21 protein-coding genes are annotated in these 25,813 nt (G+C 67.9%); 11 read left to right on the top strand and 10 right to left on the bottom strand.

Annotated elements, in window-relative coordinates:
- Positions 1-28: 28 nt before the first annotated feature.
- Positions 29-2,839, top strand: coding sequence for a preprotein translocase subunit SecA (secA, locus tag E3O47_RS05685; protein WP_104099848.1), 2,811 nt, complete (start codon positions 29-31; stop codon positions 2,837-2,839).
- Between the two features lie 444 nt (positions 2,840-3,283).
- On the opposite strand, the gene E3O47_RS05680 is transcribed toward secA, so the two are convergent.
- The gene (locus E3O47_RS05680) at positions 3,284-3,724 is read right to left on the bottom strand and encodes an Rv3235 family protein (protein WP_233191219.1); all 441 of its coding nucleotides are present in this window, start codon (positions 3,722-3,724) and stop codon (positions 3,284-3,286) included.
- Positions 3,725-3,962: 238 nt separating this feature from the next.
- Between E3O47_RS05680 and E3O47_RS05675 the strand changes: the two genes are divergently transcribed.
- The gene (locus tag E3O47_RS05675; RefSeq protein ID WP_241986103.1) at positions 3,963-4,628 is read left to right on the top strand and encodes a hypothetical protein; all 666 of its coding nucleotides are present in this window, start codon (positions 3,963-3,965) and stop codon (positions 4,626-4,628) included.
- A gap of 369 nt (positions 4,629-4,997) precedes the next feature.
- Here the strand turns inward: E3O47_RS05675 and E3O47_RS05670 are convergent, their stop codons facing one another.
- Positions 4,998-5,330 (bottom strand): helix-turn-helix domain-containing protein, encoded by a 333-nt coding sequence (locus tag E3O47_RS05670; RefSeq protein WP_104099849.1) that lies wholly within the window; start codon positions 5,328-5,330, stop codon positions 4,998-5,000.
- Between the two features lie 211 nt (positions 5,331-5,541).
- Here E3O47_RS05670 and E3O47_RS05665 point away from each other — a divergent pair, with 211 nt between their 5' ends.
- A complete protein-coding gene (locus E3O47_RS05665; protein WP_134419796.1) occupies positions 5,542-6,174 on the top strand; it encodes a hypothetical protein in 633 nt (210 codons plus the stop codon).
- Positions 6,175-6,176: 2 nt separating this feature from the next.
- Entirely contained in the window at positions 6,177-7,433 is a 1,257-nt protein-coding gene (locus E3O47_RS05660) for a regulator (protein WP_174722135.1), read from the top strand.
- Between the two features lie 93 nt (positions 7,434-7,526).
- Here the strand turns inward: E3O47_RS05660 and E3O47_RS05655 are convergent, their stop codons facing one another.
- On the bottom strand, positions 7,527-9,248 hold the full coding sequence (locus E3O47_RS05655; protein WP_241986102.1) for a DUF5671 domain-containing protein: 1,722 nt from the start codon (positions 9,246-9,248) through the stop codon (positions 7,527-7,529).
- Complete coding sequence (locus tag E3O47_RS05650; RefSeq protein WP_134419794.1) at positions 9,221-9,685, bottom strand: hypothetical protein; 465 nt, start codon at positions 9,683-9,685, stop codon at positions 9,221-9,223. Before E3O47_RS05650 ends, E3O47_RS05655 begins: the two co-directional genes overlap by 28 nt.
- A 76-nt stretch (positions 9,686-9,761) precedes the next feature.
- Here E3O47_RS05650 and E3O47_RS05645 point away from each other — a divergent pair, with 76 nt between their 5' ends.
- The gene (locus tag E3O47_RS05645) at positions 9,762-11,255 is read left to right on the top strand and encodes a PAS domain-containing sensor histidine kinase (protein WP_134373626.1); all 1,494 of its coding nucleotides are present in this window, start codon (positions 9,762-9,764) and stop codon (positions 11,253-11,255) included.
- A 142-nt stretch (positions 11,256-11,397) separates the two neighbouring features.
- Here the strand turns inward: E3O47_RS05645 and E3O47_RS05640 are convergent, their stop codons facing one another.
- The gene (locus E3O47_RS05640; protein ID WP_035837005.1) at positions 11,398-11,646 is read right to left on the bottom strand and encodes a WhiB family transcriptional regulator; all 249 of its coding nucleotides are present in this window, start codon (positions 11,644-11,646) and stop codon (positions 11,398-11,400) included.
- A 183-nt stretch (positions 11,647-11,829) separates the two neighbouring features.
- Here E3O47_RS05640 and E3O47_RS05635 point away from each other — a divergent pair, with 183 nt between their 5' ends.
- A complete protein-coding gene (locus E3O47_RS05635) occupies positions 11,830-12,285 on the top strand; it encodes a hypothetical protein (protein WP_233191224.1) in 456 nt (151 codons plus the stop codon).
- 176 nt (positions 12,286-12,461) lie between these two features.
- Here E3O47_RS05635 and bcp read toward each other — a convergent pair whose 3' ends face one another.
- The 3 genes from bcp to aroA form a co-directional block, all read right to left on the bottom strand.
- Complete coding sequence (gene bcp / locus E3O47_RS05630) at positions 12,462-12,941, bottom strand: thioredoxin-dependent thiol peroxidase (RefSeq protein ID WP_134419792.1); 480 nt, start codon at positions 12,939-12,941, stop codon at positions 12,462-12,464.
- A gap of 173 nt (positions 12,942-13,114) precedes the next feature.
- Positions 13,115-14,164 (bottom strand): ribosome small subunit-dependent GTPase A, encoded by a 1,050-nt coding sequence (gene rsgA / locus E3O47_RS05625; protein WP_104099854.1) that lies wholly within the window; start codon positions 14,162-14,164, stop codon positions 13,115-13,117.
- Positions 14,161-15,519, bottom strand: a complete 1,359-nt coding sequence (gene aroA / locus E3O47_RS05620; protein ID WP_134419790.1) for a 3-phosphoshikimate 1-carboxyvinyltransferase — start codon at positions 15,517-15,519, stop codon at positions 14,161-14,163. Before aroA ends, rsgA begins: the two co-directional genes overlap by 4 nt.
- A 110-nt stretch (positions 15,520-15,629) precedes the next feature.
- Between aroA and E3O47_RS05615 the strand changes: the two genes are divergently transcribed.
- The gene (locus tag E3O47_RS05615; protein WP_233191227.1) at positions 15,630-16,235 is read left to right on the top strand and encodes a sigma-70 family RNA polymerase sigma factor; all 606 of its coding nucleotides are present in this window, start codon (positions 15,630-15,632) and stop codon (positions 16,233-16,235) included.
- Positions 16,232-16,474, top strand: coding sequence for a zf-HC2 domain-containing protein (locus tag E3O47_RS05610; RefSeq protein WP_104099857.1), 243 nt, complete (start codon positions 16,232-16,234; stop codon positions 16,472-16,474). The genes E3O47_RS05615 and E3O47_RS05610 overlap by 4 nt, the downstream gene beginning before the upstream one ends.
- Here E3O47_RS05610 and E3O47_RS05605 read toward each other — a convergent pair.
- Positions 16,471-17,307 carry a VOC family protein gene (locus tag E3O47_RS05605; protein ID WP_134419788.1) on the bottom strand — a complete coding sequence of 279 codons (837 nt, stop codon included), beginning with the start codon at positions 17,305-17,307 and terminating at the stop codon, positions 16,471-16,473. The two genes, E3O47_RS05610 and E3O47_RS05605, sit on opposite strands and share 4 nt — an antisense overlap.
- Positions 17,308-17,751: 444 nt before the next feature.
- A complete protein-coding gene (locus E3O47_RS05600; RefSeq protein WP_134373618.1) occupies positions 17,752-21,564 on the bottom strand; it encodes a multifunctional oxoglutarate decarboxylase/oxoglutarate dehydrogenase thiamine pyrophosphate-binding subunit/dihydrolipoyllysine-residue succinyltransferase subunit in 3,813 nt (1,270 codons plus the stop codon).
- Between the two features lie 132 nt (positions 21,565-21,696).
- Between E3O47_RS05600 and E3O47_RS05595 the strand changes: the two genes are divergently transcribed.
- From E3O47_RS05595 to E3O47_RS05585, 3 genes are all read left to right on the top strand, one after another.
- Positions 21,697-23,136, top strand: a complete 1,440-nt coding sequence (locus E3O47_RS05595; protein ID WP_104099860.1) for a GuaB1 family IMP dehydrogenase-related protein — start codon at positions 21,697-21,699, stop codon at positions 23,134-23,136.
- A gap of 179 nt (positions 23,137-23,315) precedes the next feature.
- Complete coding sequence (locus tag E3O47_RS05590; RefSeq protein WP_134419786.1) at positions 23,316-24,749, top strand: hemolysin family protein; 1,434 nt, start codon at positions 23,316-23,318, stop codon at positions 24,747-24,749.
- A 2-nt stretch (positions 24,750-24,751) separates the two neighbouring features.
- Positions 24,752-25,813, top strand: a complete 1,062-nt coding sequence (locus E3O47_RS05585) for a hemolysin family protein (RefSeq protein ID WP_104170217.1) — start codon at positions 24,752-24,754, stop codon at positions 25,811-25,813.

Below are 25,813 nucleotides of genomic sequence, written 5' to 3'. Positions count from 1 at the left end.
ACGCCGTGACGACTAGTGGAGTGCATTCGTGGCCTCAATTCTGGAAAAAGTACTTCGTGTTGGTGAAGGGCGTCTGCTGCGCCGTCTCGAGCAGTATGCGAAGGCCACCAATGCGTTGGAAGATGACTTCAGCCACCTCACCGATGAGGAGTTGAAGAACGAGACCGTGGTGCTGCGTGAGCGCTACTCGGGCGGTGAGTCGCTGGACGACTTACTGCCCGAGGCGTTCGCCGCCGTGCGTGAAGCCTCGACCCGCACCCTGGGACTGCGCCACTTTGATGTGCAGCTGATGGGCGGGGCGGCCCTGCACCTCGGCAACATCTCCGAAATGAAGACCGGTGAGGGCAAGACCCTCGTGGCCACGACGGCGGCCTACCTGAACGCCATCACCAGCCGCGGCGTGCACATCATCACGGTCAACGATTACCTCGCCAGCTACCAGAGCGAGCTGATGGGTCGCGTGTTCCGTGCCCTCGGCATGACCACCGGCTGCATCCTGTCCGGCCAGACGCCGGCCCAGCGCCACGAGCAGTACCTGGCCGACATCACCTACGGCACGAACAACGAGTTCGGGTTCGACTACCTGCGCGACAACATGGCCTGGCAGTCCTCCGACATGGTGCAGCGCGGGCACTACTTCGCCATCGTCGATGAGGTCGACTCGATCCTGATCGACGAGGCGCGCACGCCCCTGATCATCTCCGGTCCTGCCTCCGGCGAGGCCAACCGTTGGTTCACCGAGTTCGCGAGCCTGTCGACCAAGCTCATCCCCGACGTCGACTTCGAGGTCGACGAGAAGAAGCGCACCGTGGGCGTGCTGGAACCCGGCATCGAAAAGGTCGAGGACTACCTCGGCATCGACAACCTCTACGAGTCCGCGAACACCCCGCTGATCTCCTTCCTGAACAATGCGATCAAGGCCAACGCCCTGTTCAAGAAAGACAAGGACTACGTCGTGATGAACGGCGAGGTGCTGATCGTCGATGAGCACACCGGGCGCATCCTGATGGGCCGTCGCTACAACGAGGGTATCCACCAGGCGATCGAGGCCAAGGAGGGCGTCGCGGTCAAGGCGGAGAACCAGACCCTGGCGACGGTCACCCTGCAGAACTACTTCCGGCTCTACTCGAAGCTGTCCGGCATGACCGGTACCGCGGAGACCGAGGCGGCCGAGTTCATGAGCACGTACAAGCTCGGCGTGGTGTCCATCCCCACGAACAAGCCGATGAAGCGTATCGACCAGTCCGACCTGATCTACAAGAACGAAGAGGCCAAGTTCGGCCAGGTCGTCGAGGATATCGTCGCCCGGCACGAAAAGGGGCAGCCGGTCCTGGTCGGAACGACGAGCGTCGAGAAGAGCGAATACCTGTCGCGCTTGCTCGCCAAGAAAGGCGTGCGGCACGAGGTGCTCAACGCCAAGAACCATGCCCGGGAGGCCGCGATCGTCGCGCAGGCCGGACGTCTGGGCTCGGTGACCGTCGCCACCAACATGGCCGGTCGAGGCACAGACGTCATGCTCGGCGGCAACGCCGAGTTCCTCGCCGTCGCCCAGATGAACGCGAAAGGCCTGAGCCCGGTCGAAACCCCCGAGGACTACGAGACCGCCTGGGACGACGTGTTCGACGCCGTCAAGGCCGAGGTCGCCGTGGAAGCTGCGAAGGTCGTCGACGCCGGCGGCCTCTACGTGCTCGGCACCGAACGGCACGAGTCGCGCCGCATCGACAACCAGCTGCGCGGTCGCAGCGGACGCCAGGGTGACCCGGGCGAGAGCCGCTTCTACCTGTCGCTGACCGACGACCTGATGCGCCTCTTCAACGCCGGCGCCGCCGAGAGCCTGATGGGCCGCCAGGGGATTCCCGACGACATGGCGATCGAATCCAAGGTCGTCAGTCGAGCCATCCGTAGCGCGCAGGCGCAGGTCGAGGGCCGCAACGCCGAGATCCGCAAGAACGTGCTCAAGTATGACGACGTTCTGAACCGTCAGCGCGAGGCGATTTACGGCGACCGCCGGCACATCCTGGAGGGCGACGACCTCCACGAGCGCACGCAGCGCTTCCTGGAAGACGTCGTCGACGAGGTCCTCGAGGTGCACACAGGCGAAGGCAACGGCGACGACTGGGACTTCGATGCCCTGTGGACCGAGCTCAAGACGCTGTACCCGGTGGGACTGACCATTGACGAGGTCGTTGCCGAGGCCGGCAACCGCGGCAAGATCAACCGCGACTTCATGCGCCGTGAGATTCTCTCGGATGCCAAGGTCGCTTACCTGCACCGAGAAGAGTCGCTGGGTTCACCGGCGATGCGTGAACTCGAGCGCCGCGTCGTCTTGTCGGTCATCGACCGCCGCTGGCGCGAGCACCTTTACGAGATGGACTATCTGAAGGACGGCATCGGCCTGCGCGCCATGGCCCAGCGCGACCCCCTGGTGGAGTACCAGCGCGAGGGCTTCGTCATGTTCCAGCAGATGATGGGCCAGATTCGCGAGGAGACCGTCGGTTTCCTGTTCAACCTCGAGGTCGAGGTCAGCCAGGCCCCCGGCGCCGTCGCCGGTCCCATCGTCGCCGCCAAGGGACTCGCCCCGGCCGCGGCCGCGGGTGAGAAGCTCAGCTACACCGCCCCGAGCGATTCGGGCGGAGTCGAAGTACGCAACCAGCGCGGACAGATCCAGCAGGCCGCTACCGACCGTGCCCGCCGGGCGAGCGCCGCGGCTCCCGCCGATGAGGCGGAGACGGACGTGGTGGCCGGACCGCCCCAGCGCGGCGCGTTCGGCCAGCGCGGCGACGACTCGAAGCCCGTTCCGGTCAATCGCTCCGAACGGCGCGCTCAGGGCAAGAAGTAGCCCGGTCAGGTGAGTGCGCCTTCATCGAACGATGGAGGCGCTCCCGGGGCCCAGAGCCGCCCGCACCGCGTGGATGCCGTTCATCACGGCGGGGCTCCGCGTCCGGTAAGCGAATTCGACGGAGATTCTCGGATGAAACTGCCTTTTCGGAGTTTTTAGAGTCGATTCCGGCGAAATCTCCGTCGAATTCGTTCGGGCTGCGCGGCGGAGTTCGACGGGGATCCGAACCGCTCGAGCGCCGCCGCGCATCCGGCGGGTCTTGTGGCCAGCATGGGAGAATCGACCCGCCGGGCCGGACCTCCGCGCTGGTCCCGCACTGGTCCGCAGCGGTCACACACGTTCGAGTCGCGTCGCGGTTCACTGCGCGCCTACCTCGGCAGTGGGAACAATCCCCTTGGAGCGCGCCCCCGGGGCGAGGGCTCATTTCTCCCGCGGAGCCGGTTGTCACAACACGTTGATAGCGCTGGCCCGCCAGCGTTGGTCCATTCCTTCCAGGCGCAGGGCCACGGCGCGAACGCGAACCTTACTGTGCACCATCACGACGGCCTCGATCACGCCGTCTCGCGGCTCGGAAATCGTGACCCGCCCGATCGTGAACGCGGGCCGCTGGGCCTTCTGCCCCTTGACGGCGCGCGCCCGTGCCGAGAGCACCACCCGTTTCAGCAGGTGCCGGTAAACGTCGTCGCTGACCCACCGGGCGAGCTGGTCGAGCTCTCGGGCGCCGGCAAGCACCTCGATCACGCAGCGGGTGAGGTTGATCAGCAGTGGCTCCGGGTCTGGCAGCTGGTCCCTGCTGCTCGGTTGGTGGCCGAAGAAGTCGTCCTGGACGAACTTGTTGTCCCTTGACCGGGGTTGGCGTGCCGGGGTGTTGGCTGGATCGCTCATGACTCCTCCGAGGTGCGTGAGTCCGCTGCCGGCGGCACACCTGCCGTGGCAATCGGGTGGTTCAAGGGGTTCGGGTGGATCCGGCGTGCGATGGAGCAGACATTCGGTGGAGCAGGTGTTGGCGAGGGTCAGGCACCCCCACGCGGGGGGTACGGGCCGTGCTCGACACTCAATCAGCCGGGGACGGTGGTGTCGAGTGCTTTTAAGACCTGTGGATAACCCGGGCAGGATGTTGGTCGTGCGGGCTAACTTCGGGACTGTGCGCTGGGACAACCTTTTCGATGACCTCGAGGGGCAGCTCGAACACGAGTTGCATGCCGAGGAGATCGACCTGCGCGCCGAAGAAGAACGGTTGCGGCTGGGTCGGCTGTCTCTGCGTAACCGATTGACCAACCTCGCGCGCACTCCCGACGTCGCCGCAGATCCCCGGAAAGGATCAGAGCCCTGGACCGGGTCGGTCCCCGGTGCGGGTGTGCTGAGGATCGTGCTCGCGACGGGGGAGACGATCGCCGTGCGGCCGACCACATTCGGGCGGGATTGGCTGGCGGGTGACCTGCTGGACTCCGTCTCCGCCGGTTCCCAGTGCGTGCTCCCGCTGGCCGCCGTGGCCGGGGTCGTCCTGCGCCGGGGGGAGATCCCCGGATCGCTCGGCACCGAGCCCGAATCCGCAGCCCGGGTCGTGGACCGCATCGGCCTGGCGTTCGTGTTGCGAGACCTCTGCCGACGGCGCTCCAACTTGGAGGTGCACACCCGTGCCGGTGTGCTCCCCGGCACCATCGACCGGGTGGGCCGGGACCACATCGACCTGGCCCTGCACGCGCCGGGTACCCTGCGCCGCGAAGCGGAGGTGCACCAGTACCGCATCGTGCCGGTAGGCGAGATCCAGCTCGTACGGCTGGCCTAACCCTCTGGCCAAACCCTCTGGCCTAACCCTCTGGCCTAACCCTCTGGCCTAACCCTCTGGCCTAACCCTCTGGCCAAACCCTCTGGCCTAATCCTCTGCGCCAACGCTCTGCGCCAACCGTCCGCGCTGAGCCGCCGTGCCTTTCGCGTTCACAGCCCGCAGCAACTCGTCCGAACGAATTCGACGGAGATTTGAGTCTGAACAGCCCGTTTGGGCTCGAGAACGGTTGTTTGACCAAGAATCTCCGTCGAATTGGTTCAACGCCGGGGACAGCGGTCCGCCTGGATGAGCAGCGTGCCCCCGTGCGGTCAGCCCTGACCCTCCGGGAGCAGCACAACCACACGACGAGGATGCATCAATCTAGCCGGGTCAGTCGTCGGGACGGATGATCGTGCCGCCGGACAGCTCGGGGATGTTCCCGAAGTCCGACTGCTGCCACAGCGACATGCGCCGGGCCTCTTCGTACTTGGCCTCGATGAAAGACTCGAGCACGATCCGTTCGACCCGCCACACGCCCGCGCTGCCGGCCCCGATCGTGCCTGCGCCGCCCGCCGGGGTGCTCTGGGTGCCGAGCCGGATGGCCGGCAGCTCACCGGTGCGCACCAGCTCCAGCACCTCGGCCACCGTCAACGAGAGGATCTCCGCGGTGTCGGCCAGGGTGAGGAACCGGCCCACACTGGAAGCAGCCCCGGAATCGTTCATGGATCGATTATCCGTCGGCGGGCGGGCCCTAATCGGGGCGGAGTGAGGCTGTGGATAACTTTCCCGCGTGGGGGCGAAGACGACCACGATGGACGTCGAGGCGGATTCCCGGGTCAAACGGAGTTTCGAGTCGAAACTATTGAGTCGGCACCATCGATCCGGCTCCATCGAGTCAGCACCAATTGAGTCAGTATTGGGGAGGCAGGCGCCCGTGAGCAAGACCGCCAGGAACGCACGACCGAAATTCTGGTTCGATCCGCGATTCGCGATCGGGCTGGCGCTCGTGGTCGCCGCCGTCGGAGGCGTCTATCTGATCGTCTCCGCCGCCGACCGGTCCACGGCGGTGTTCACCGCGCGCTCGGCGCTCGCCGTCGGGGACCGAGTGGAGGCATCCGACCTCATGGCCACGCAGGTGCGGCTTGGTGTAACGGGAGACCTGTACGTGACCCCCGACGGGCTGCCGGATGACGGGCTGGTCGTCACCCGCACGATCGCCGCCGGGGAACTCGTGCCTGCGTCCGCGGTCGGGCGCACCGCCGGCACCGAGGTCACGAGCGTGGTCGTTGAGCTGACCAGCGCCCTGGCCTCGAACATCGGTCCCGGCTCCGTGGTCGACGTCTGGTCCGCCCGCAAAACGGACCCGAACACGTTCGGGCCGCCGACGGTGCTCGTCGACCAGGCCGCGGTCGTGCGTCTGGTCGAGTCCACGGGGCTCGTGGCGGGAGGCGGCATCCGAACACTTGAGATCCTGGTGCCGAAGGGAGCCGTCGCGGCGGTGCTGGAGTCCATCGCGAACCGCGACGCCATCGCGGTTGTGCCCGTCAACGCACCGCTGGAGAAGTAAACGTGGCCACCATCGCACTGGCACTCGACCGGAACACCGAAGACCGTTTGCTGATCGACATCATCGAGCAGGGCCATGTGATCGTGGCGCGTTCGACGACTGCGGGCGAAGTGATCCTCGCCCTGCGGCAGCGCGCGCCCGAGGTGGTGATCGTCGGAGCCGGCCGCAGCACGCTCACGGCCGAGCTGATCACCGCCTGCGACGCCCACGGCGCCCGGGTGATCGCGCTCGCCGCCAACGACCAGGACCGACGCAATGCGGCCGGGCTCGGCCTCTTCGACGTGGTCGACGCCGCCGCCGACTGGGCCGAGACTGAGGCGCTGATCGGCGCCGGGGTCGCCATTCCGCTGCGGGTCGGCGATCCGGCGGGCTTGCCCGGCACAAAACGGCTGGGCACGGTCATCGCCGTCTGGGGGCCGGCCGGCGCCCCGGGGCGCACCACTCTGGCGATCAACATCGCGGCGGAGATCGCCGCTGCCGGGCATACCGTCGCCCTGGCGGACATCGACACCTACAGCGGTTCGGTGGCGCCGAGCCTGGGGATGCTCGACGAGGCGCCGGGCTTCGCCGCTGCGTGCCGACTGGCCGGCTCGGACAGCTTCACCCGGTCCGAATTTGAGCGCATCGCGCAGCGCTACAACTCACCACAGGGAGCCTTCTGGGTGCTCACCGGCATCGGGCGGCCGTCGCGCTGGCCCGAGCTCTCCACCGAGCGGGTGACGCGCACCATCAACGCGCTCCGTGTCTGGGTCGACTACGTCGTGCTCGACACCGGGTTCAGCCTTGAGAGCGACGAGGAGATCTCCAGTGACCTGTTCGCCCCGCGCCGCAACGCGGCCACCCTGACGGGCCTCGGACTGGCTGACCACGTCGTCGCCTGCGGCCTCGCCGACCCGGTCGGGATGGCCCGGTTCCTGCGCGCCTGGGTGGACCTGGCCGAGGTGGTCACGACCGATCAGGTCAGCGTGGTCATGAACCGGGTGCGCCGGGGCGCGGTCGGGCTGGATGCGAACGGGCAGGTCGTATCGGCGCTCCGCCGGTTCGGCGGCATCGAGTCGCCGATCCTGGTGCCGCAGGACCAGGTGTCCACGGATGCGGCCATCGTCGCCGGGCGCACGCTGCGGGATGCCGCGCCGAAGTCCCCGGCGCGCACCAGCATCCGTCGCTTCGTGCGCACGGAGCTGCTGCCGGTGCCCGCGCCCGCCACGGGGCGACGGCGCCGGGAATCGAGATGGCGCCGGCCAGCGGTGGCCACCTGAGCCCACCGTCGGCGTCGAATCCCGCGTCGAACCCCGCGTCGACTTGCGCGTCGACCCTTGTGCCGACCCCGGTGCGGAAGGCCGCACCGGCGCTCATTCCTGAAGCGGGATCACCTCAACCCGGTCGCCGGGGCCCGTGACGACCAGCACCCGCTTTCCGGTTACGCCGGTGAGGGCCTGGGCGAGATGCTCCACCGTTGCCGAGCTACCGGCGCCGTCGGCGCGCTTTAGCACGAAGACGGCCGCGCCTCCGGTCGCTGCGCCGATTGCGAGGCTAAGGGGTTCCGGGTCGGCGTCCGTTACCAGGAGCACGCGGCCGATGGTGCGCGCCGGCTGCGGGGCCTCTGCACTCACCGAGCGGTCTCGTCGCCAGACAGCGAAATGATACCCAGCGGCGAGGCCGGTGGCTACCAGCAGCCCCAGCGAGGCCCGCACCCGGTCGATCACGCTGTCCCCGGTGAAGTCGCCGAGGGCGAACTCGAAGAGCCGGTAGCCGATCACCAGAAGCGTCACGATGGCAACGACCGCGCTCACGCCGAACACCAGGATCAGGTACACCCTTCGTCCCGTGGAGCGGACCTCCGCGGGGGAGAGCGGCGTCGTAGGCTGCCAGGCCAGCCACCACACCGGGCCGCCGACGACGAGGGCGCTGATGCCGCCCAGCAGGAGGGTTCGGGTTCCTGAACCGGCGAGCGGGGTGGTCGTGGCGGCGAGGATCGCGTTCACGACCACGCCCAGCCCGGAGGCCGCGGCCACGAGACCCACGCCGGAGGTCACAAGCTTCGTCGCCACCCTCGTCGTGTCCGACCGGGCCAGGGTCAGGCCCCGGTGGTAGCTCCAGACGAGTGCGCCGATGAAGGCGACCGAGACGCCGAAACCCAGTAGGTCGAGGATGTCGGTGACCGGGTCGGTGCGGTCGATAGCCAGTCTGAGCAGCAGGAACAGCACGGTTCCGACCCCGCTCAGCGTCAGGATGGCCGCCCCGGCCACGCCGACGGCCACGACCATTAGATCGGCGAGGCCGCCGCGCAGGTCGCGGGCCTGGCTGCGGATCCAGTGCCACCACCAGATGACCAGCCCGCCGGCGAACCAGATGAGCGCCTGGAGGGTCAACTCCCACCAGGGTTCGCCCGGGGTGAGGCTCGGTGCGGCGTCGACGGCGGCGTCGAGAAGAGAGCTGAGGGCCGTGACGGCGCCGCCCACCGCGATCACGAGACCGAAGACGGAACCGAGGATCGGGGCCACGGTGACCAGCTGGGTGGGGCTCTTCTCCTCGTGCCGGGACATCCACAGGTGCCAGACCCACACGCCGGCCCAGACCACTCCGGTGGCGAAGAGACGCGGTTGCCAGTCCCCGCGCACGAGCACGGCCGCCGTGGTCAGCAGGGCGGTGCTGAACGTGACAAGGGAGACCGTATACAGGCCGGCCAGGTAGAGCCCCCAGGCGACGGATGATCGTTCCGCGCCGTCCATTCGGCGCCACAGCACCCACCAGAGTACGGCCGCGAACGGGCCGGCGATGAGGGTGAACGCGAGCGAGCGGGCGAGCCCGGTGATGTCGCTGGAGGCAAGTGCGTTGCCGGTGTCGAGGAGGCGCCCGAGCAGTCCGCTCACTCCGATGGCGGCAATCACGACCAGGGCGAAGAGCAGAATGTATACGATCACCCGGCGTACCGTGGGCTGGGCCGCGCTCTCCCCGGATGGCGTCGATTTGCGCACCGCGATCACGATGCCGGCGATACCGCCGCCGATCACCAGGACGGCAACCAGCAGCACCACGCTGACCATCAGGAACCGGCCTTCGGATTCGGGCAAATGTTGAGTTCGTAGGGGGCGTCATCGATCAACCACGTGCCGTCGACGGCCACCAGGTCGAAGACACCCTGGGTCGCGTACTCGTCGGCTCCGAAGAGGCCGCTGCCGTAGGAGGTGACGATGGACACCTTCACGTCGGCCGACTCGGCCCGCTCGGTGGTCGACACGAGAGTGACCCGCATGTTGTCGGTGGGGCCCCGGTCGAAGTCCTCGCAGCCATTGAACGCGTCCTCGGTGAGGTACGCGCCAGCGGCCTGCTCGTCGCCGTCGATGACGGCCGCGGAATAGTCCTGGACGAGGCCTTCCGGGGTGTCGGCGTCAAGCTGTTCGGGTTCGCCGCCGGTGAAGACGACGATGAGGGCGATGACCACCAGCGCTCCGATCACGGACAGTAGGACAACCAGGGTCCGATCGGGCTTTCCATTTGCTGTGCTCATCTGTTCAGCATGGCCCAAACTACGAGACGGCACCACGACGGCGGTGGCACGTGTCCGGGGGACCTAGGCTATTGCTGTGTCGACGCTCAGTAATCTCGTACTCGCCCAGGGCCGCAGCAGTGCGGAGGATGTGGACTGGCTCCATATGCTTGTCGCGGATGGCCAGCTCCTGGCCGATCTCGCCTTCGCGGACATCGTCGTGTGGGTGCCCAGCAGCACCGGGAGCTTCGTGGCCGTCGCCCACGCTAGGCCGTCGAGCGCCGCCACCCTCTTCTATCGTGACTTCGTCGGGCAGAGCATCAAGGTCGAGTGGCGACAGCAGGTCACCGAGGCTTTCGAAACGGCGAGGATCGTCGACACCACGGCCCCCGACTGGTACGAGGAGACCCCTACCCGGGTTCGCGCGATCCCGGTGCGGCGGCGGCTCAGTTCCACGGGTTCCCAGATCTCGGACACGCCGGTGGCGGTGCTCACCCGGCACACCAACCTGAGTGAGGCGCGCACGCCGAGCCGGCAGGAGCTGACCTTCAACGACTGCGCCAATGACCTCTTCGCCATGATCGCGTCCGGCGATTTTCCCGATCTGGGCGCCCCCACCGGCCCGAGGCGCGGCGCCCCGCGCGCCTCGGACGGACTCATCCGTCTCGACGTCGACGGCGTGACCACGTTCGCGAGCCCGAATGCCCTCTCCGCCTTCAACCGAATGGGGTTCGCCGACGAGCTGGAGGGCGAGTCCCTCGCCGAGGTGACCACGAGCCTGCTCACTGGAACGGCGGTTGTCGACGAGACCCTGCCGCTCGTGGTCACCGGCCGGGCGCCATGGCGCACCGACGTGGAGGCCCGCGGCGTGACGGTCTCGCTGCGTGCCATCCCGATCCGCAACCGGGGCGAACGGATCGGAGCCATCGTGCTCTGCCGGGACGTCACCGAGCTGCGGCACCAGGAACGTGAGCTGATCACGAAGGATGCCACCATCCGGGAGATTCACCACCGGGTCAAGAACAACCTGCAGACGGTGGCCTCGCTCCTGCGGATCCAGGCGCGCCGCACGCATTCCGACACGGCCAGGGAAGCGCTCAACCAGGCGATGCGCCGCGTGGCCGCCATCGCCGTCGTGCACGACACACTTTCCGAGGGCCTCAGCCAGAAGGTCGACTTCGACGTGGTGTTCGACCGGGTGTTGCTGCTGATCATGGAGGTGGCGTCCGCGCACAACACGACGGCGCATCCGAAGTCGTCCGGCAGTTTCGGCATTCTTCCCAGCGCCTACGCGACGCCGCTCGCCCTCGCGCTGACAGAGCTCGTGACGAACGCCGTCGAGCATGGGCTGGCCGGACGCGAGGGGGAGGTGTCGATCGAGGCCGAGCGTAACGAGGAGACCCTCACCGTGCGGGTGCGGGACAACGGCACGGGCCTGCCGGAGGGCAAGGTCGGGTCGGGACTCGGAACCCAGATCGTGCGCACCCTGATCCAGGGAGAGCTTAGCGGCAGTATCGACTGGCACACCATGATGGGCAGCGGCACCGAAGTGACCATCGAGATCCCGCTGCGGTACATGCGCGAAGCGTAGGGCCGGGCGCGGGGTGGCGCCGTGGGGTGTCGCCTCGGGTGCCGAGCGCGTCGCGCGCAACGAAGAAAGGCCCGGCTGTTCAGCCGGGCCTTTCTCTGTGATCCCGTGGTGCGGGGGAGCAGTGGTGCGGGTGGGGGGCGTGCTAGGACGCGCGCCGGGCCCGGGCCGCGCGTCGCTTGAGCGCGCGACGCTCGTCTTCGCTCAGTCCACCCCAGACGCCGGAGTCTTGTCCGGTTTCGAGGGCGTACTGCAGACACACCTCGGTGACGTTGCAACGGGCGCAGACCGACTTGGCCTTCTCGATCTGGTCCACAGCGGGGCCAGTATTACCGACCGGAAAGAAGAGTTCCGGGTCGGCGGTGAGGCAGGCAGCTTTGTCGCGCCAGTCCATAGGGGTGCTCCTTTGTTGCAGGGATGCCTGGCCGATTGGCCGAAGATGAGAGGCTGCCGATTGCAGGAAGGGTAGTGGATCTACTCGTTCAGATCGACTCACGTCCCTGTGAGCGTCAACCGGGCCTCAAAAATGATCGCATAATGGTGGAGTCAAATCAATAGTTTTGAATGGGATATCTCTGTGAATGCACGGTCAGACCACAGCGGCGACGACGAGAACCAGGCCGGCCGGGTGCGTCGGCCGGGGGCCGTGCTGCTCCTCGCCGCGATCCTCTGCGCGGAGGCGGCCCTCCTCTGGGTCGCGGTCGCGTGGCTCATTCTCGAGTTGCTGATCGCGACGCCGACCTCCCTGGCCACGGCCCTCGCCATCCTGGTGCTGGTGCTGATCGCCGCGTCTTGGGTAACCGCCATCGCGGTCAACTCCCTGCGGCGCCGGTCCTGGATCCGGGGCGCTGCCGTCACCTGGCAGATGGTGCAGATCGCCGTCGCCATCGGCTCCTTCCAGGGGTTCTACGCCCGGCCCGACCTCGGCTGGGCGCTTCTTCTGCCGTCGGTCGTGGTCCTCGTGCTGCTGTTCCAGCGGCGCGTAATCGCAGAAACGACGTCAGCGCGCTCCGAGGACGGCTTGCCGCAGTAGCGGCGCAGTGGCGGCGCAGCAGGGCCGCAGCTGGGCCGCTCCGGCTTCGGCAGCGGCGGGGTGGGTAAGACGTGCGTTCGAGCGCTCCGGGGGCCGGTAGGGGCCACCTGCGGCCGGTCGGGGCAGCGTAGGGACCGTGCCGGGACTGTGCCGGCCGCGTGGCGGCATCCGTTTGGTCAGGCCGGCAGGCCGAGCTTCTTGCGCAGGCTCGCGACATGGCCGGTGGCCTTCACGTTGTAGAGGGCTAGCTCGACCATGCCGGTCTCGTCGATCACGACGGTGGAACGCAGCACGCCCGTGACGGTCTTGCCGTAGAGGTTCTTCTCGCCCCAGGCGCCGTAGCCCGTGTGCACCGCGAGGTCGGTGTCGCTGAGGAGCGCGAACGTGAGCTGCTCGGTCTCCTGGAACTTCTTTAGCTTGACCGGGGCATCCTTCGACACGCCGAGCACCTGGTAGCCGGCCGATGCCAGTGAGCTGAGGCTGTCGCGGAAGTCGCAGGCCTGCTTCGTGCAGCCGGGCGTCATCGCCGCCGGGTAGAAGTACACGACGACCTTCGAGCCGGCGAAATCGGCCAGCGACACGGCGTTCCCGTCCTGGTCGGACAGGGTGAACGGAGGTGCTTGGTCGCCGGTCGCGAGCCGCGTGGAATCGGTCATCCCCCCACGCTACTGGTCCCGCCTGTACCCATTTTCCGCCCATCCCTGACGAATTCGACGGTGATTTGGGGCCAGGCACCCGTTTTTTGGCCCTGCACGGCTTTCTAGAGCAAAATCTCCGTCGAATTCGTTCAATGCAGGGGCTGCTGGCTCGGGGTGGTGGGTGACAGGGGCTAGTGGGTGGGGGCGGCGGCGAAGGTGGCGAGCAAACGCTGCAGCGAGTCCAGGCGCACCTTGCCGGTCTCGCCGAGCTTGCCGGCGCTAACGGCCTCGTTGATCGCGCAGTCGGGCGAGTTCGGCAGGTGGGTGCAGCCGCGCGGACACTTTTGGGAGATCAGGGCCAGGTCGGTGAAGGCCTTGAGGATGTTGTCGGTGTTGATGTGGCCGAGACCGAAGGAGCGCACGCCGGGGGTGTCGATGACCCAGCCCCGGCCGGCATCCGTTTGCAGTCGCAACGAGATGGTCGACGAAGACGTGTGCCGGCCGCGGCCGGTCACCGTGTTGACGACTCCGACGGCGCGGTGGGCGCCCGGCACCAGGGCGTTGACGAGAGTGGACTTGCCGACGCCGGAGTGACCGACGAAGACCGTGTCGTGGCCGACCAGGGCGGCGGAGATCTCCGCCAGCGGCATGGCGTCGTCGCGGCTCTCGAAGACGGGCAGGTCGAGGCCGGCGAAGTTGCGGAGGAAGGCGGTGGGGTCGGCCAGGTCGGTCTTGGTAATGCAGAGAATGGGATTCACGCCCGCGTCGTAGGCGGCGACGAGGTAGCGATCGACGAGACGGATGCGCGGCTCCGGGTTGGCGGCGGCCACCACGATCAGCATCTGGTCGGCGTTGGCGACGATCACTCGCTCCACGGCGTCGGTGTCGTCTGCGCTGCGGCGCAGCAGCGTCGTGCGCGGCACGATCCGCACGATCCGGGACAGGCTGCCCGGTGCTCCGGTCGTGTCGCCGACGATGTCGACGCGGTCGCCGGTGACGACGGCCTGCTTGCGCAGTTCGCTCGCCCGGGCGGCGGTCACTCGGCGCTCGGCAGGCAGGTTCTCGTCGAGCATGACGGTGTACCGGCCCCGGTCGACCGAGAGGATGCGCCCGGTCAGCGCGTTCTCGTGGTCGGGGCGGGTCTTGGTGCGCGGTTTGCTGCCCTTGCGGTTGGGGCGCACACGCACGCTCGACTCGTCGAACTCGGGCTCATCGTCGTCGGCACTCGCCCACCACGTCACGACGGGGCTCCGGAAACGAGCGTCGACCAGAGGTCGGTGAACTGGGGAAGGGTTTTGGCGGTCGTGTCGATGTTCTCGATCAGCACGCCGGGAACGAGGAGACCGATCAGCGCGCCTGCGGTCGCCATCCGGTGGTCGTCGTAGGTGTTCCACGGCCCACCGTGCAGCGGGCGCGGGTCGATCCGCAACCCGTCGGGCAGCTCGGTGACGGAACCGCCGAGCCCGTTGATCTCCGCGGCGAGGGCCGCCAACCGGTCGGTTTCGTGGTGCCGGATGTGCCCGATCCCGGTGATCGTGCTCGGGGACTCGGCCAGGGCGGCCAGGGCCACGAGCGTGGGCGCGAGCTCTCCGCCGGTCGACAGGTCGAGCTCCACGCCCCGGATGCGGCCGGTCCCGGAGACCGTGAGCCGGTCGCCCTCCCGAGACACCTCGGCGCCGAAGCGCGGCAGCAGGTCGGCCAGGTCGGCGCCGACCTGGGTGGTGGTCTCGGGCCAGCCGGAGATGGTGACGCTGCCCCCGGCCACGAGGGCCGCGGCGAGGAACGGCGCCGCGTTCGAGAGATCGGGTTCGATGTCGACCTCGGCGCCCTGGATCGGGCCGGGAGCCACGATCCACTCGCCGACGGCCGGGCTGTGCACCGTGACGCCGCGCCGGGCCAGCGTGGCGATGGTCATCTCGATGTGCGGCAGGCTGGGCAGGCGCTCGCCGGAATGGCGCAGGTGCAGGCCCTGCCCGAAGCGCGGCGCGGCGAGCAGCAGGCCGGAGACGAACTGGCTCGACGTGGACGCGTCGATGGTGATTTCCCCGCCGACTAGCGTGCCGGTGCCGTGCACGGTGAAGGGCAGGGCGCCGCGACCGTCGTCGTTGATGTCGGCGCCGAGGGCCCGCAGGGACGAGATGGTGGTGCCCATCGGGCGGCGGCGTGCGCCGGCGTCCCCGTCGAAGGTGGTCGGCCCGAGGCCGAGCGTCGCGACCGGCGGCAGGAAACGCATCACGGTGCCGGCGAGACCGCAGTCGACGGTCGTCGACCCGAGCAGCTCCCCGGGGGTGATCCTCAGGTCGGAACCGAACTCCCCGGCGCCGGGGGCCTCCTCGATGACGGTGCCCAGTTGACGCAGCGCCGCGACCATCAAGTCGCTGTCCCGCGAGTGCAGCGGGGCACGCAACAGCGACGGATGCGCGGCGAGGGCGCTGAGCACCAGCTCCCGGTTGGTCAGCGACTTCGACCCCGGCAGGGATACGGACGCTGAAAGCGGGCCGGCGGCCGTCGGAGCGGGCCAGCGGGCATCCGTCACCTCGGGCGACGTGTCGCCGTAGGGATCGAACTCAGGCTTGGAATATCTCGAGATCAACATCGGTTATCAGAATAGTCGGTGATGAAAAAAAGAGGGAGGCCAGGGTGACGCTGTCCATGGTGCTGGAGCGACCTGCGGTCGTTTCACGCGACGGCTTAGGATTGTCCGTGATGACAACCGATGCGATCGAAATGCGAGACCTGTTCGAAGAGCAGGCGCTGCCCTTTATCGACCAGCTGTACGCCGCGGCCATGCGCATGACGCGCAACCCCTCCGACGCCCAGGATCTGGTTCAGGAAACGTTCGTGAAAGCGTTCGCTGCGTTCAAACAGTTCGAGCAGGGCACCAATCTCAAGGCCTGGCTGTACCGCATCCTGACCAACACCTTCATCAACACGTACCGCAAGAAGCAGCGTGAGCCGTTCCAGGGCACCATCGACGATCTCGCGGACTGGCAGCTCGGCGGCGCGGAGTCCCGCACGGCGATGGCGAATCGTTCGGCGGAGGCCGAGGCCATCGACCACCTGCCGGACAGCGCCGTCAAGGACGCTTTGCAGTCCATCCCGGAGGACTTCCGGCTGGCTGTCTACTTCGCCGACGTGGAGGGGTTCTCTTACCAGGAGATCGCCGAAATCATGAAAACACCCATTGGCACCGTGATGAGTCGCCTGCATCGTGGCCGGCGCCTCCTGCGCGACCTGTTGGCCGGTTACGCCCTTGAGCGCGGCCTGGGAACAGCGGCGGGCCAGACTCGAACCGGGAGCACACCAGCATGACCGATTATGGCTGCGAGAAGGCCAAGGCCGAACTCGAGGAATACCTGCACAACGAACTGTGCGGCGAAGACGCGTCTGACATTCAGGAGCACCTCGCCCACTGCAGCGACTGCAGCGACGAGCACCTGGTCGGGCGCACACTGACCGAGGCTGTGCAGCGCGCATGCCGTGAAATGGCCCCCGAAGACCTGCGCGACCAGGTGTTGCTGAAGCTGCGCACCATCCAGTCCGCCCACTAGCCGATCGGCAGGTCGGCGTCCTCCTCACCGGCGTCGTCGATGTTCTTCTCCTCGGGGAGCGGCTCGTCGACCGAGCCGAGCACGAACAGGGCCCCGGTCGGGTCGGTGACCAGCGCGAAGGTGCCGAACTCCGCCGTCCACGGCTCACGGACGACCGTGCCGCCGAGCTCTGTCACGGTCGTGACGGCCGCGTGCACGTCAGGCACCCCGAGATAGAGCTGCCAGTGCGAGGGCACGCTGTCGGGCAGGTGTTCCGCGGCGTCGAAGACGCCCGTCACCATCTCACCCTCCGCCCCGATCGTGCTGTAGCGGAAGTCCTCCGTGTCGCTCAGGACGACCGGTTTCCAGCCGAACACCTCGGTGTAGAAATCGAGAGCGGCGGAATAGGAGCGGGTGTTCAGCTCGTGCCAGACCGGTGAGCCCGCCTCGCCGAAGACGTCGAAGCCGGTGAACTCGTCGGCCTGCCACACCCCGAAGGGCGCACCCGTCGGGTCCATCAGGATGGCCATGCGGCCCATGGTTCCCACCGTCATCGGCTCGGCCAGCACGTCTGCGCCGGCCGCGCGGGCGGCGGCGACGGCGGCGTCGGCATCCGTCACCGACAGGTAGGTGGTCCACGCGTCGGGCAGTCGGGAACCCGGCTCCTGTGAGCTCATGCCAGCGACGTCCGCGTCGCCCTTCCGGAAGGTGACGTAGTTGCCGTGCTCCGAACCGGAATCGCTGGCCGTCCAGCCGAACAGCCGTGTGTAGAACTCCCGGGCGCGCGGCAGGTCGGAGGTCATCAGGTCGGCCCAGCAGGGCTGACCGGTTCGGTTCGCGTGCGGTGCGGGCATGGCGGATCTCCTTGTCGATGGCCGATGCGTCGGCGGGCGGTGCGGCCAGCCTAGATGAGTGGGTCCTGATAGCCGAGGGGCGATAGGGGTTCGCGGTTCCGAAACGGTTGTTCCCGGTGCTGACGCCGGGCGATCAGGGGACCGTGACGCTGGATGAAGTGTGGCCCGCCGTGTCTTTCGAGTCCGAAGCCGTGCAGTAGCGCTGTCCCGAACGAATTCGACGGAGATTCCGCCCCAATCAACCCAAAACATCCAAAAATGCTGTTTTGGAAGAAAATCTCCGTCGAATTGGTTCGACGCCGGGTCATGACCAGCGCTACGCGGTCGTCGCCTCTGATCTTGCGGGGGTGACACAGCCCGTCGATCAGGCCTCACCCGTCGAGGACTGGGCCGTGGCGTCCGGTGCGGCCCATTCCGTCGAACGGTTCTGCCGGTCGGCGCAGGTCACAGGGTAAGCGCCTGGCGTAGTAGTTCGGCCTGCTCGACCGCGTGACGCTTCGCCGAGCCCGCCGCCGGCGACGCCGACGCCGCCCGGGAGAACAGGGTCACCGGGCGCGGGCCCAGCTTGTTCGTCTCGAGGTAGAAGAACGGCCAGGCACCCTGGTTCTCCGGCTCGTCCTGCACCCAGGCGAGTTCAGCGTCGGGGTACTGGTCTGCGACCTGCTTGAGTTCGAAGGCGGGCAGCGGGTAGAACTGCTCCAGGCGAACCAGCGCGATCTCCGGGTTCGGGTTCTTGTCGAGTTCGGCGAGCAGGTCGTAGTAGAGCTTGCCGGCCAGGAACAGCACCCGCTTGACGCGCGGCTTGTCGGTGATCCGGGCGTCGTCGATGACCGGTTCGAACCGGCCGGTGGTGAAGTCGGCCACCTCGCTGGTCGCGCCGCGCAGGCGCAGCATCGACTTCGGAGTGAAGACGATCAGCGGGCGCCGCGGGCGCATGTAGGCCTGACGGCGCAGCAGGTGGAAGTACGACGCGGGCGTCGACGGGCGAGCGACGGTCATGTTGTCTTCCGCGCACAGCTGCAGGTAGCGCTCGATCCGGGCGGACGAGTGGTCCGGCCCCTGGCCCTCGTAGCCGTGCGGCAGCAGCAGCACAACGGATGACCGCTGGCCCCACTTCTGCTCGGCGGAGGAGACGAACTCGTCGATGACCGTCTGGGCACCGTTGGCGAAGTCGCCGAACTGCGCCTCCCAGAGCACCAGGGCGTCGGCGCGTTCCACCGAGTAGCCGTACTCGAAGCCCATGGCCGCGTATTCGCTGAGCAGCGAGTCGTAGATCCAGAACCGGGCCTGGTCTTCGCTGAGGTTCGCCAAGGGCAGCCATTCCTGGCCGTTGATGCGGTCGTGCAGCACCGCGTGACGCTGCACGAACGTGCCGCGGCGGGCATCCTGGCCGGCGAAGCGCACCGGGGTGCGCTCGAGCAGCAGGGAGCCGAGGGCGAGGAGTTCGCCGAAGCTCCAGTCGATTTTGCCGTTGCGACTCATGTCGTTGCGCTTCTGCATCAGCTGCTGCAGCTTATTGTGCACGGTGAAGCCGGCGGGCTTGTTCAGGAAGGCATCGCCGATCAGGTGCACGACCGCTTCGGGCACCCCGGTCGTGGCCGGTTCCCCGACCGCGTCGTCGTGCTTGTCGGTACCGTGCTTTTCGGCACCGATGCCCTGCGGCGCGGCACCGGCCGCGCTGACGATCGGGATCGACGAGGACTGCGCCGCGTGCGTCTCCATGAACGCGCGCTCGAGGCGGTCCTGGAAATCCGCGTGCGAGGCCTCGTATTCCTCCTGCGTGATGTCGCCGCGACCGACGAGAGCCTCGGTGAAAAGCTTCCGGACGGAGCGCTTGGCCTCGATCAGGTTGTACATCAACGGCTGGGTCATCGAGGGATCGTCGCCCTCGTTGTGCCCGCGGCGGCGGTAGCAGACGAGGTCGATGACGACGTCCCGCTTGAATTCCTGACGGTAGGCGAAGGCGAGCTCCGCGACCCGCACCACGGCCTCGGGGTCGTCCCCGTTGACGTGGAAGATGGGCGCCTGGATGGTCTTGGCGACATCCGTCGAGTACACCGAGGTGCGTCCGTCACCGGGCAGTGTGGTGAAGCCGACCTGGTTGTTGACGACCAGATGGATGGTGCCGCCGGTGCGGAACCCGCGCAGTTGGGACATCTGGAGCGTCTCCAGGACGATGCCCTGGCCGGCCATGGCCGCGTCGCCGTGCACGAGGACGGGGAGGGTGGAGAAGGTGCCGATCGGCTTGCGGTCCTGCTTGGCGCGCACGATGCCCTCGAGGACGCCGTCGACGGCCTCGAGGTGGGACGGGTTCGCGGCCAGGTAGACCGGCATCTCCGTGCCGTTGGTGGCACGGAAGGTGCCCTCGGTGCCCAGGTGGTACTTGACGTCGCCGGAGCCCTGCACGGTGCGGGGATCCTGCGTGCCCTCGAACTCGCGGAAGATCTGACCGTAGGTCTTGCCTGCGATGTTGGTGAGCACGTTCAGGCGCCCGCGGTGGGCCATGCCGATGCAGACCTCGTCGAGGCCGGCATCCGCGGCACCCTGCAGGATCGAGTCGAGCAGCGCGATGGTGGACTCGCCGCCCTCGAGGCTGAACCGCTTCTGGCCGACGTACTTGGTCTGCAGGAAGGTCTCGAAGGCCTCCGCCTCGTTGAGCTTGCCGAGGATGCGCATCTGCTCGTCATGCGTGGGCTTGACGTAGCTCTTCTCCATCTTTTCCTGCATCCACTTGCGCTGGGCAGGGTCCTGGATGTGCATGTACTCGATGCCGGTCGTGCGGCAGTAGGAGTCGCGCAGCACGCCGAGGATGTCGCGCAGGAGCATCAGGCGTTTGCTGCCGAACCCGCCGGTGACGAACTCGCGGTCCAGGTCCCAGAAGGTCAGCCCGTGGTTCGAGATTTCCAGGTCGGGGTGGGAGCGCTGCGTGTATTCAAGCGGGTCGATGTCGGCCATCAGGTGGCCGCGCACGCGGAACGCGTTGATGAGCTCCTGCACGCGGGCGGTTTTGTCGACGGCGCTGGCCAGGTCGACGCTGATGTCGGGCGCCCAGTGGATCGGGTCGTACGGGATGCGCAGGGCCGAGAAGATGTCCTCGTAGAAGTTGTGCTGCCCGATCAGGAGCTCGTGCACGATCTTGAGGAATTCGCCCGAGCCGGCACCCTGGATGACCCGGTGGTCGTAGGTGCTGGTCAGCGTGATGGTCTTGGAGATGGCGAGGCCGGTCAGAGTCTTGCCGCTGGAACCCTGGAACTCGGCCGGGTAGTCGAGGGCGCCGGCGCCGATGATGCAGCCCTGGCCCTTCATCAGGCGCGGCACGGAGTGCACCGTGCCGATGCCACCGGGGTTGGTGAGGGAGACCGTGGCGCCGGAAAAGTCATCCGCCGTCAGCTTGCCTTTGCGGGCCCGGGTGACGAGGTCTTCGTAGGAGGAGAGGTACTCGCCGAAGGTCATCGTGTCCGCGCGCTTGATGGCCGGGACCATCAGGGAGCGGGTGCCGTCGGGCTTGGGCAGGTCGATCGCGATGCCGAGGCCGACGTGCGCGGGGGCGATGACCGAGGGCTTGCCCTCGATCTCGTTGTAGTAGACGTTCTGGCTGGGGAACATCTTCAGCGCCTGGATCAGCGCCCAACCGATCAGGTGCGTGAACGACACCTTGCCGCCGCGCGAGCGCTTCATGTGGTTGTTCATCACGATGCGGTTGTCGATGAGGAGCTTCGCCGGGATGGTGCGCACGCTGGTGGCCGTGGGCACGGTCAGGCTGGCCGCCATGTTCGCCGCGAGGCTCTTGGACATGCCGCGGAGCGGGGTGACGACGTCGACCTCGGTGGCCTCGGCGGCGGTCGGCTGCGAGTTCGTGATCGGAATGTCGGCCGGCACGGGGACCCGCTTGGGCGCGCTGGACGTCGTGCGCGCGGTGCGCTGCCCGCCGACGACGGGGATGGGCGCCGTGATCGGGGCCGGCTCCGCCGCTGAGGCGGCCGGGGTTGCAGGGGCGCTTGCCGCGGGCGTGGTCACGTCGGGAGCGATCACGGCGGGCGCGTCGCCTGCGGGTGCGCTGCTCGCGGGAGCCTCTGAACCGTCGCTGCGGCCGTTCGCGGTCCGGTGGTAGCTCTCGAGGACGGGCCACCAGGACTCGTCCACCAGCTTCTTGTCGACGAGGTACCGTTCGTACAGTTCGTCGACGAGCCACTCGTTCGCTCCGAATTCACCCGACGTCGTCTCGTCGGATCCACTACCGGTCAACTGGCTTGACACAGCCGGTTCCCACTCTCTACGTTGATTTTGAATGTCCCGAGCGGTCGTGCACGCCCGGCGCGGTCTGCCCGTCCAGCCTAATCCCCTCGGGCCTGGCTGCGGGCATCCCCGCGGGGCGCTAGCGTTATTTCCATGCAGTTCTATGGAGCGGTACCCAGCCACGACCTCACGTATTCCGACGTCTTCCTTGTGCCGAGTCAATCGGATGTGAGCAGCCGCCTCGATGTCTCCCTCGCCCCGGGCGACGGCAGCGGCGCCACCATCCCCATCGTCTCGGCGAACATGAACTCGGTCACCGGGCCGCGCCTGGCGGCCGCGCTCGCTCGCCGCGGCGGGCTCGGCGTGCTGCCGCAGGACATGCACCTGCAGGAACTCGACGCCGCGATCCGCTGGGTCAAGGCCCAATCCACCCGCTTCGACACCCCCTTCAACTTCGCCCCGGGGGACACCGTGGCGCTCGCCCTGCGGCAAGTGCCGGCTGTGGCCGGCCAGGGATTGGTCATCAACGACCAGAACGGCGACTACCTGGGTGCCATCGACGCGTCCCGGCTGGCGACGGCGCTGCCCGACGCGCTCCTCGGAGACCTCCTGCACGGCACGATGACCTCCCTCGACGCCGACGATATCGAAGGCCCGCGTCGCGCTTTCGACGTGATGACCGCGGCCGAGCTCGACTTCGCCACCGTGCAGCACCACGGCCGGGTGATCGGCACCCTCAGCCGCAAGAGCGCGCTTCGCTCCACCCTGTATCAGCCCGCGCTGGACGCGCAGGGCCGACTGCGCGTGGCCGCGGCGGTCGGCATCAACGGCGACATCGCGGCCAAGGCCCGGGCGCTCGTCGCCGCGGGGGTCGACGTTCTCGTGATCGACACCGCGCACGGCCACCAGGGCGGCATGACGCGGGCGATCGAGATCGTCGCCGACCTGGGCCTCGGCATCCCCATCGTGGCCGGCAACGTCGTGACCGCGGATGCCGTGGGTGACCTCGTCGGCGCCGGCGCCACCATCGTAAAGGTCGGCGTCGGCCCCGGCGCCATGTGCACCACGCGCATGATGACGGCGGTCGGCCGCCCCCAGTTCTCGGCCGTGCTCGAGACCGCGGCCGCCGCCCGGGAACTCGGAGCGCACGTATGGGCCGACGGCGGGGTGCGCTACCCGCGCGACGTGGCGCTCGCGCTCGCCGCCGGCGCGGCATCCGTCATGATCGGATCCTGGTTCGCCGGCACGATCGAGGCACCCGGCCTGCTCGATCGGGACGCCGCCGGCGGCATTTACAAGGAGAGCTGGGGGATGGCCTCCACCAGGGCTGTGCGCCAGCGGTTCGACCGCCTCGACGCCTACGGACTGGCCCGCAAGACGCTCTTTGCCGAGGGGATCTCCAGCTCGAAGATCTACCTGGACCCGCTGCGGCCGTCCGTCGAGGACCTGCTGGACATGATCACCTCCGGCGTGCGCAGCTCGTTCACTTATGCGGGCGCGACCTCGGTCGCGGAGTTCCACACCCGTTCGCTGGTCGGGATCCAGTCGGCGGCCGGCTACGAGGAGGGCAAGGCCCTGCCCGTCTCCTGGTAGAGGTGGGGGGCCTGACACCCGAGAACGACTCGTGGCCTCGGTGCCGGGCGGTAGACTGAGCGGAATAATGGACGACCCCCCTCCTGCGCATGCGCCCGGTTTCTCGCCCGGAAATTCTTCCCGTCACCCGAACGGCGTCTCGGTCATGAACTTCGGCGCCGCCGTCGTCGAGGTCCGCCATGTATGAGTGGATCACGCTCGCCGCGGGGCTCCTCCTCACCATCGGCACCGGCCTGTTCGTCGCCAGCGAGTTCGCCCTGGTCAACCTGGACCGGTCGGAGCTCGAGGCCCGCCGCGATCGAGGAGAGACCCGACTCGGCCTGACCATCGCCGCACTCAGGATCACCTCGACGCACCTCTCCAGCGCCCAACTGGGCATCACCCTCACCACCCTGCTCACCGGTTACACCATGGAGCCGGCTCTGACCATGCTGCTGTCGCCGTCGCTGATCGGCCTGGGGCTGTCCACGGCGGTGGTGCCGGTCGTCGCGGTCACGACCGCGGTCATCGTCGCCACACTCGCCTCGATGATCATCGGCGAGCTGGTGCCGAAGAATTTCGCCCTCGCCCTGCCCGTGCAGACCGCGAAGCTGGTCATCCCGTTCCAGACACTGTTCACGACCGTGTTCAAACCAGCCGTCGTCGTGCTCAACGGCAGCGCCAACGGTGTGCTGCGGTCGATCGGGATCGAGCCGAAGGAAGAGCTGTCCGGGGCGCGCACCGCGGAGGAGCTGTCCTCCCTCGTGCGGCGCTCGGCCAGTGCCGGGCTGCTGGAGAAAGACACCGCCACACTCCTGCACCGCACGCTGCTCTTCTCCGGGCATACCGCCTCGGACGTGATGACGCCCCGCCCGCGGGTGGCCAGCATCGAGCGCACCGCCTCCGCCCAGGCCGTCATCGACCTCACCCGCCAAACCGGGTATTCCCGCTTCCCCGTCGTCGACGAGGGCGTCGACGACATCGTCGGGATCGTGCACGTGAAGCAGGCCGTGGCCGTTCCCCGACGTCGCCGGGCGGATGTCCCGGTATCGGCCCTGCAGTCCGAGGCCATCCGGGTGCCCGAGACCATGAAACTCGACGGACTGCTGGTCGAGCTGCGCGGCCGCGGTTACCAGATGGCCATCGTCGTCGACGAATACGGCGGCACGGCCGGAGTGGCCACGCTCGAGGACCTGGTCGAGGAACTCGTCGGAGAGGTTGCCGACGAGCACGACCGCACCCGCGCCGGTGTGGTGTTGTCTACCGACTCTCTGACATTCCCTGGCATGCTCCGCCCGGACGAGCTGCTCGACCGCACGGGCATCGTGATCTCGGAGGACGGCCCCTACGAAACCGTGGGTGGGTTCGTGATGAGCGAATTAGGTCGCCTGCCCGTGGTCGGCGACGTCGTGCAGCTGGCCGGCGGCGTGCTGTCCGTGGAACGCCTCGACGGCCGACGGATCGACCGGCTCCGCTTCACACCCTGCGGCGAGCCCGTCGAGCCCGAGGAGGGCGGCGAGCCTGCCCGGGGCGACCGCGGTGCCAGGACCGACAAGAAATCCGAAAAAAAGTTGGACAAAAAGGGTGACCGCAAGAAGAACGGCACGGAGCGCACGGTGAGTGACCATGAGTGACCATGAGTGACTGGGCGGGGCTGGTCTGGCTGGTCGTGCTGCTCGCGGCCAACGCCTTTTTCGTCGCCGCGGAATTCGCGGTTATCTCCGCGCGCCGGTCCCAGATCGAACCTCTCGCCGAGGCCGGCAAGAAGCGCGCAATCACAGCGCTGTGGGCGATGGAACACGCCACCCTCATGTTGGCGACCACCCAGCTGGGCATCACGGTCTGCTCGCTGCTCATCCTGAACGTCTCGGAGCCGGCGATCCACCACCTGCTCGAGATCCCGCTGGGCCTGACCCCGCTACCGGAGGAGGCCATCGGCGTGATCGCCTTCGTGATCACGCTGCTGCTGGTCTCCTACCTGCACGTCGTGTTCGGTGAGATGGTGCCGAAGAACCTGTCGTTCTCCATCCCCGACCGGGCCGTGCTCGTGCTCGCCCCGCCGCTCGTCTTCTTCGGCCGCCTGGTCAAGCCCGTGATCGTGACGCTCAACGCCACCGCCAACCTGGTGGTGCGAATGTTCGGGGTCCAGCCCAAGGAGGAGGCCACCAGCACCTACACGTTGGACGAGGTGGCGACCATCGTCTCCCAGTCGACCCGGGAGGGCGTGCTGCGGGACGGCACCGGGGCACTCAGCGCCACGTTCGAGTTCACCACCCGCAAGGTGCGGGACGTCGCGGTGAACCTCGACGGCCTGATCAGCCTGCCCGAGGCGGCCACCCCCGCAGACGTGGAGAAGGCCGTCACCAGACACGGTTTCTCCCGTTATGTTCTGGTGAACGAGTCCGGTGAACCAACCGGGTACGTTCACCTGAAGGACGTCATCGACCTCGACGGCGACACGGCCACCTCGGTCGGGCAGGGCAGCTACGCGGAGCCGATCCCGGGCAAGCGCATCCGTTTGCTGGCGTCGATCTTCGAGGACACCGACCTCGAAGATGCCCTGGCCACCATGCGGCGTTCCGGCGCGCACCTGGCGCGCTCGTTCACCGCGACCGGTGAGACCGTGGGGGTGCTGTTCCTCGAGGACATCATCGAAGAGCTGGTCGGCGAAGTGCAGGACGCGACCCGCCGCCTGTAG

Origin of the sequence: Cryobacterium sp. TMT2-17-1 (assembly GCF_004402765.1) — a bacterium.
Lineage (GTDB): Bacteria > Actinomycetota > Actinomycetes > Actinomycetales > Microbacteriaceae > Cryobacterium > Cryobacterium sandaracinum.
Note: the sequence above shows the minus strand (reverse complement) of the source record. Positions and strands in the feature narration are given on the sequence as shown.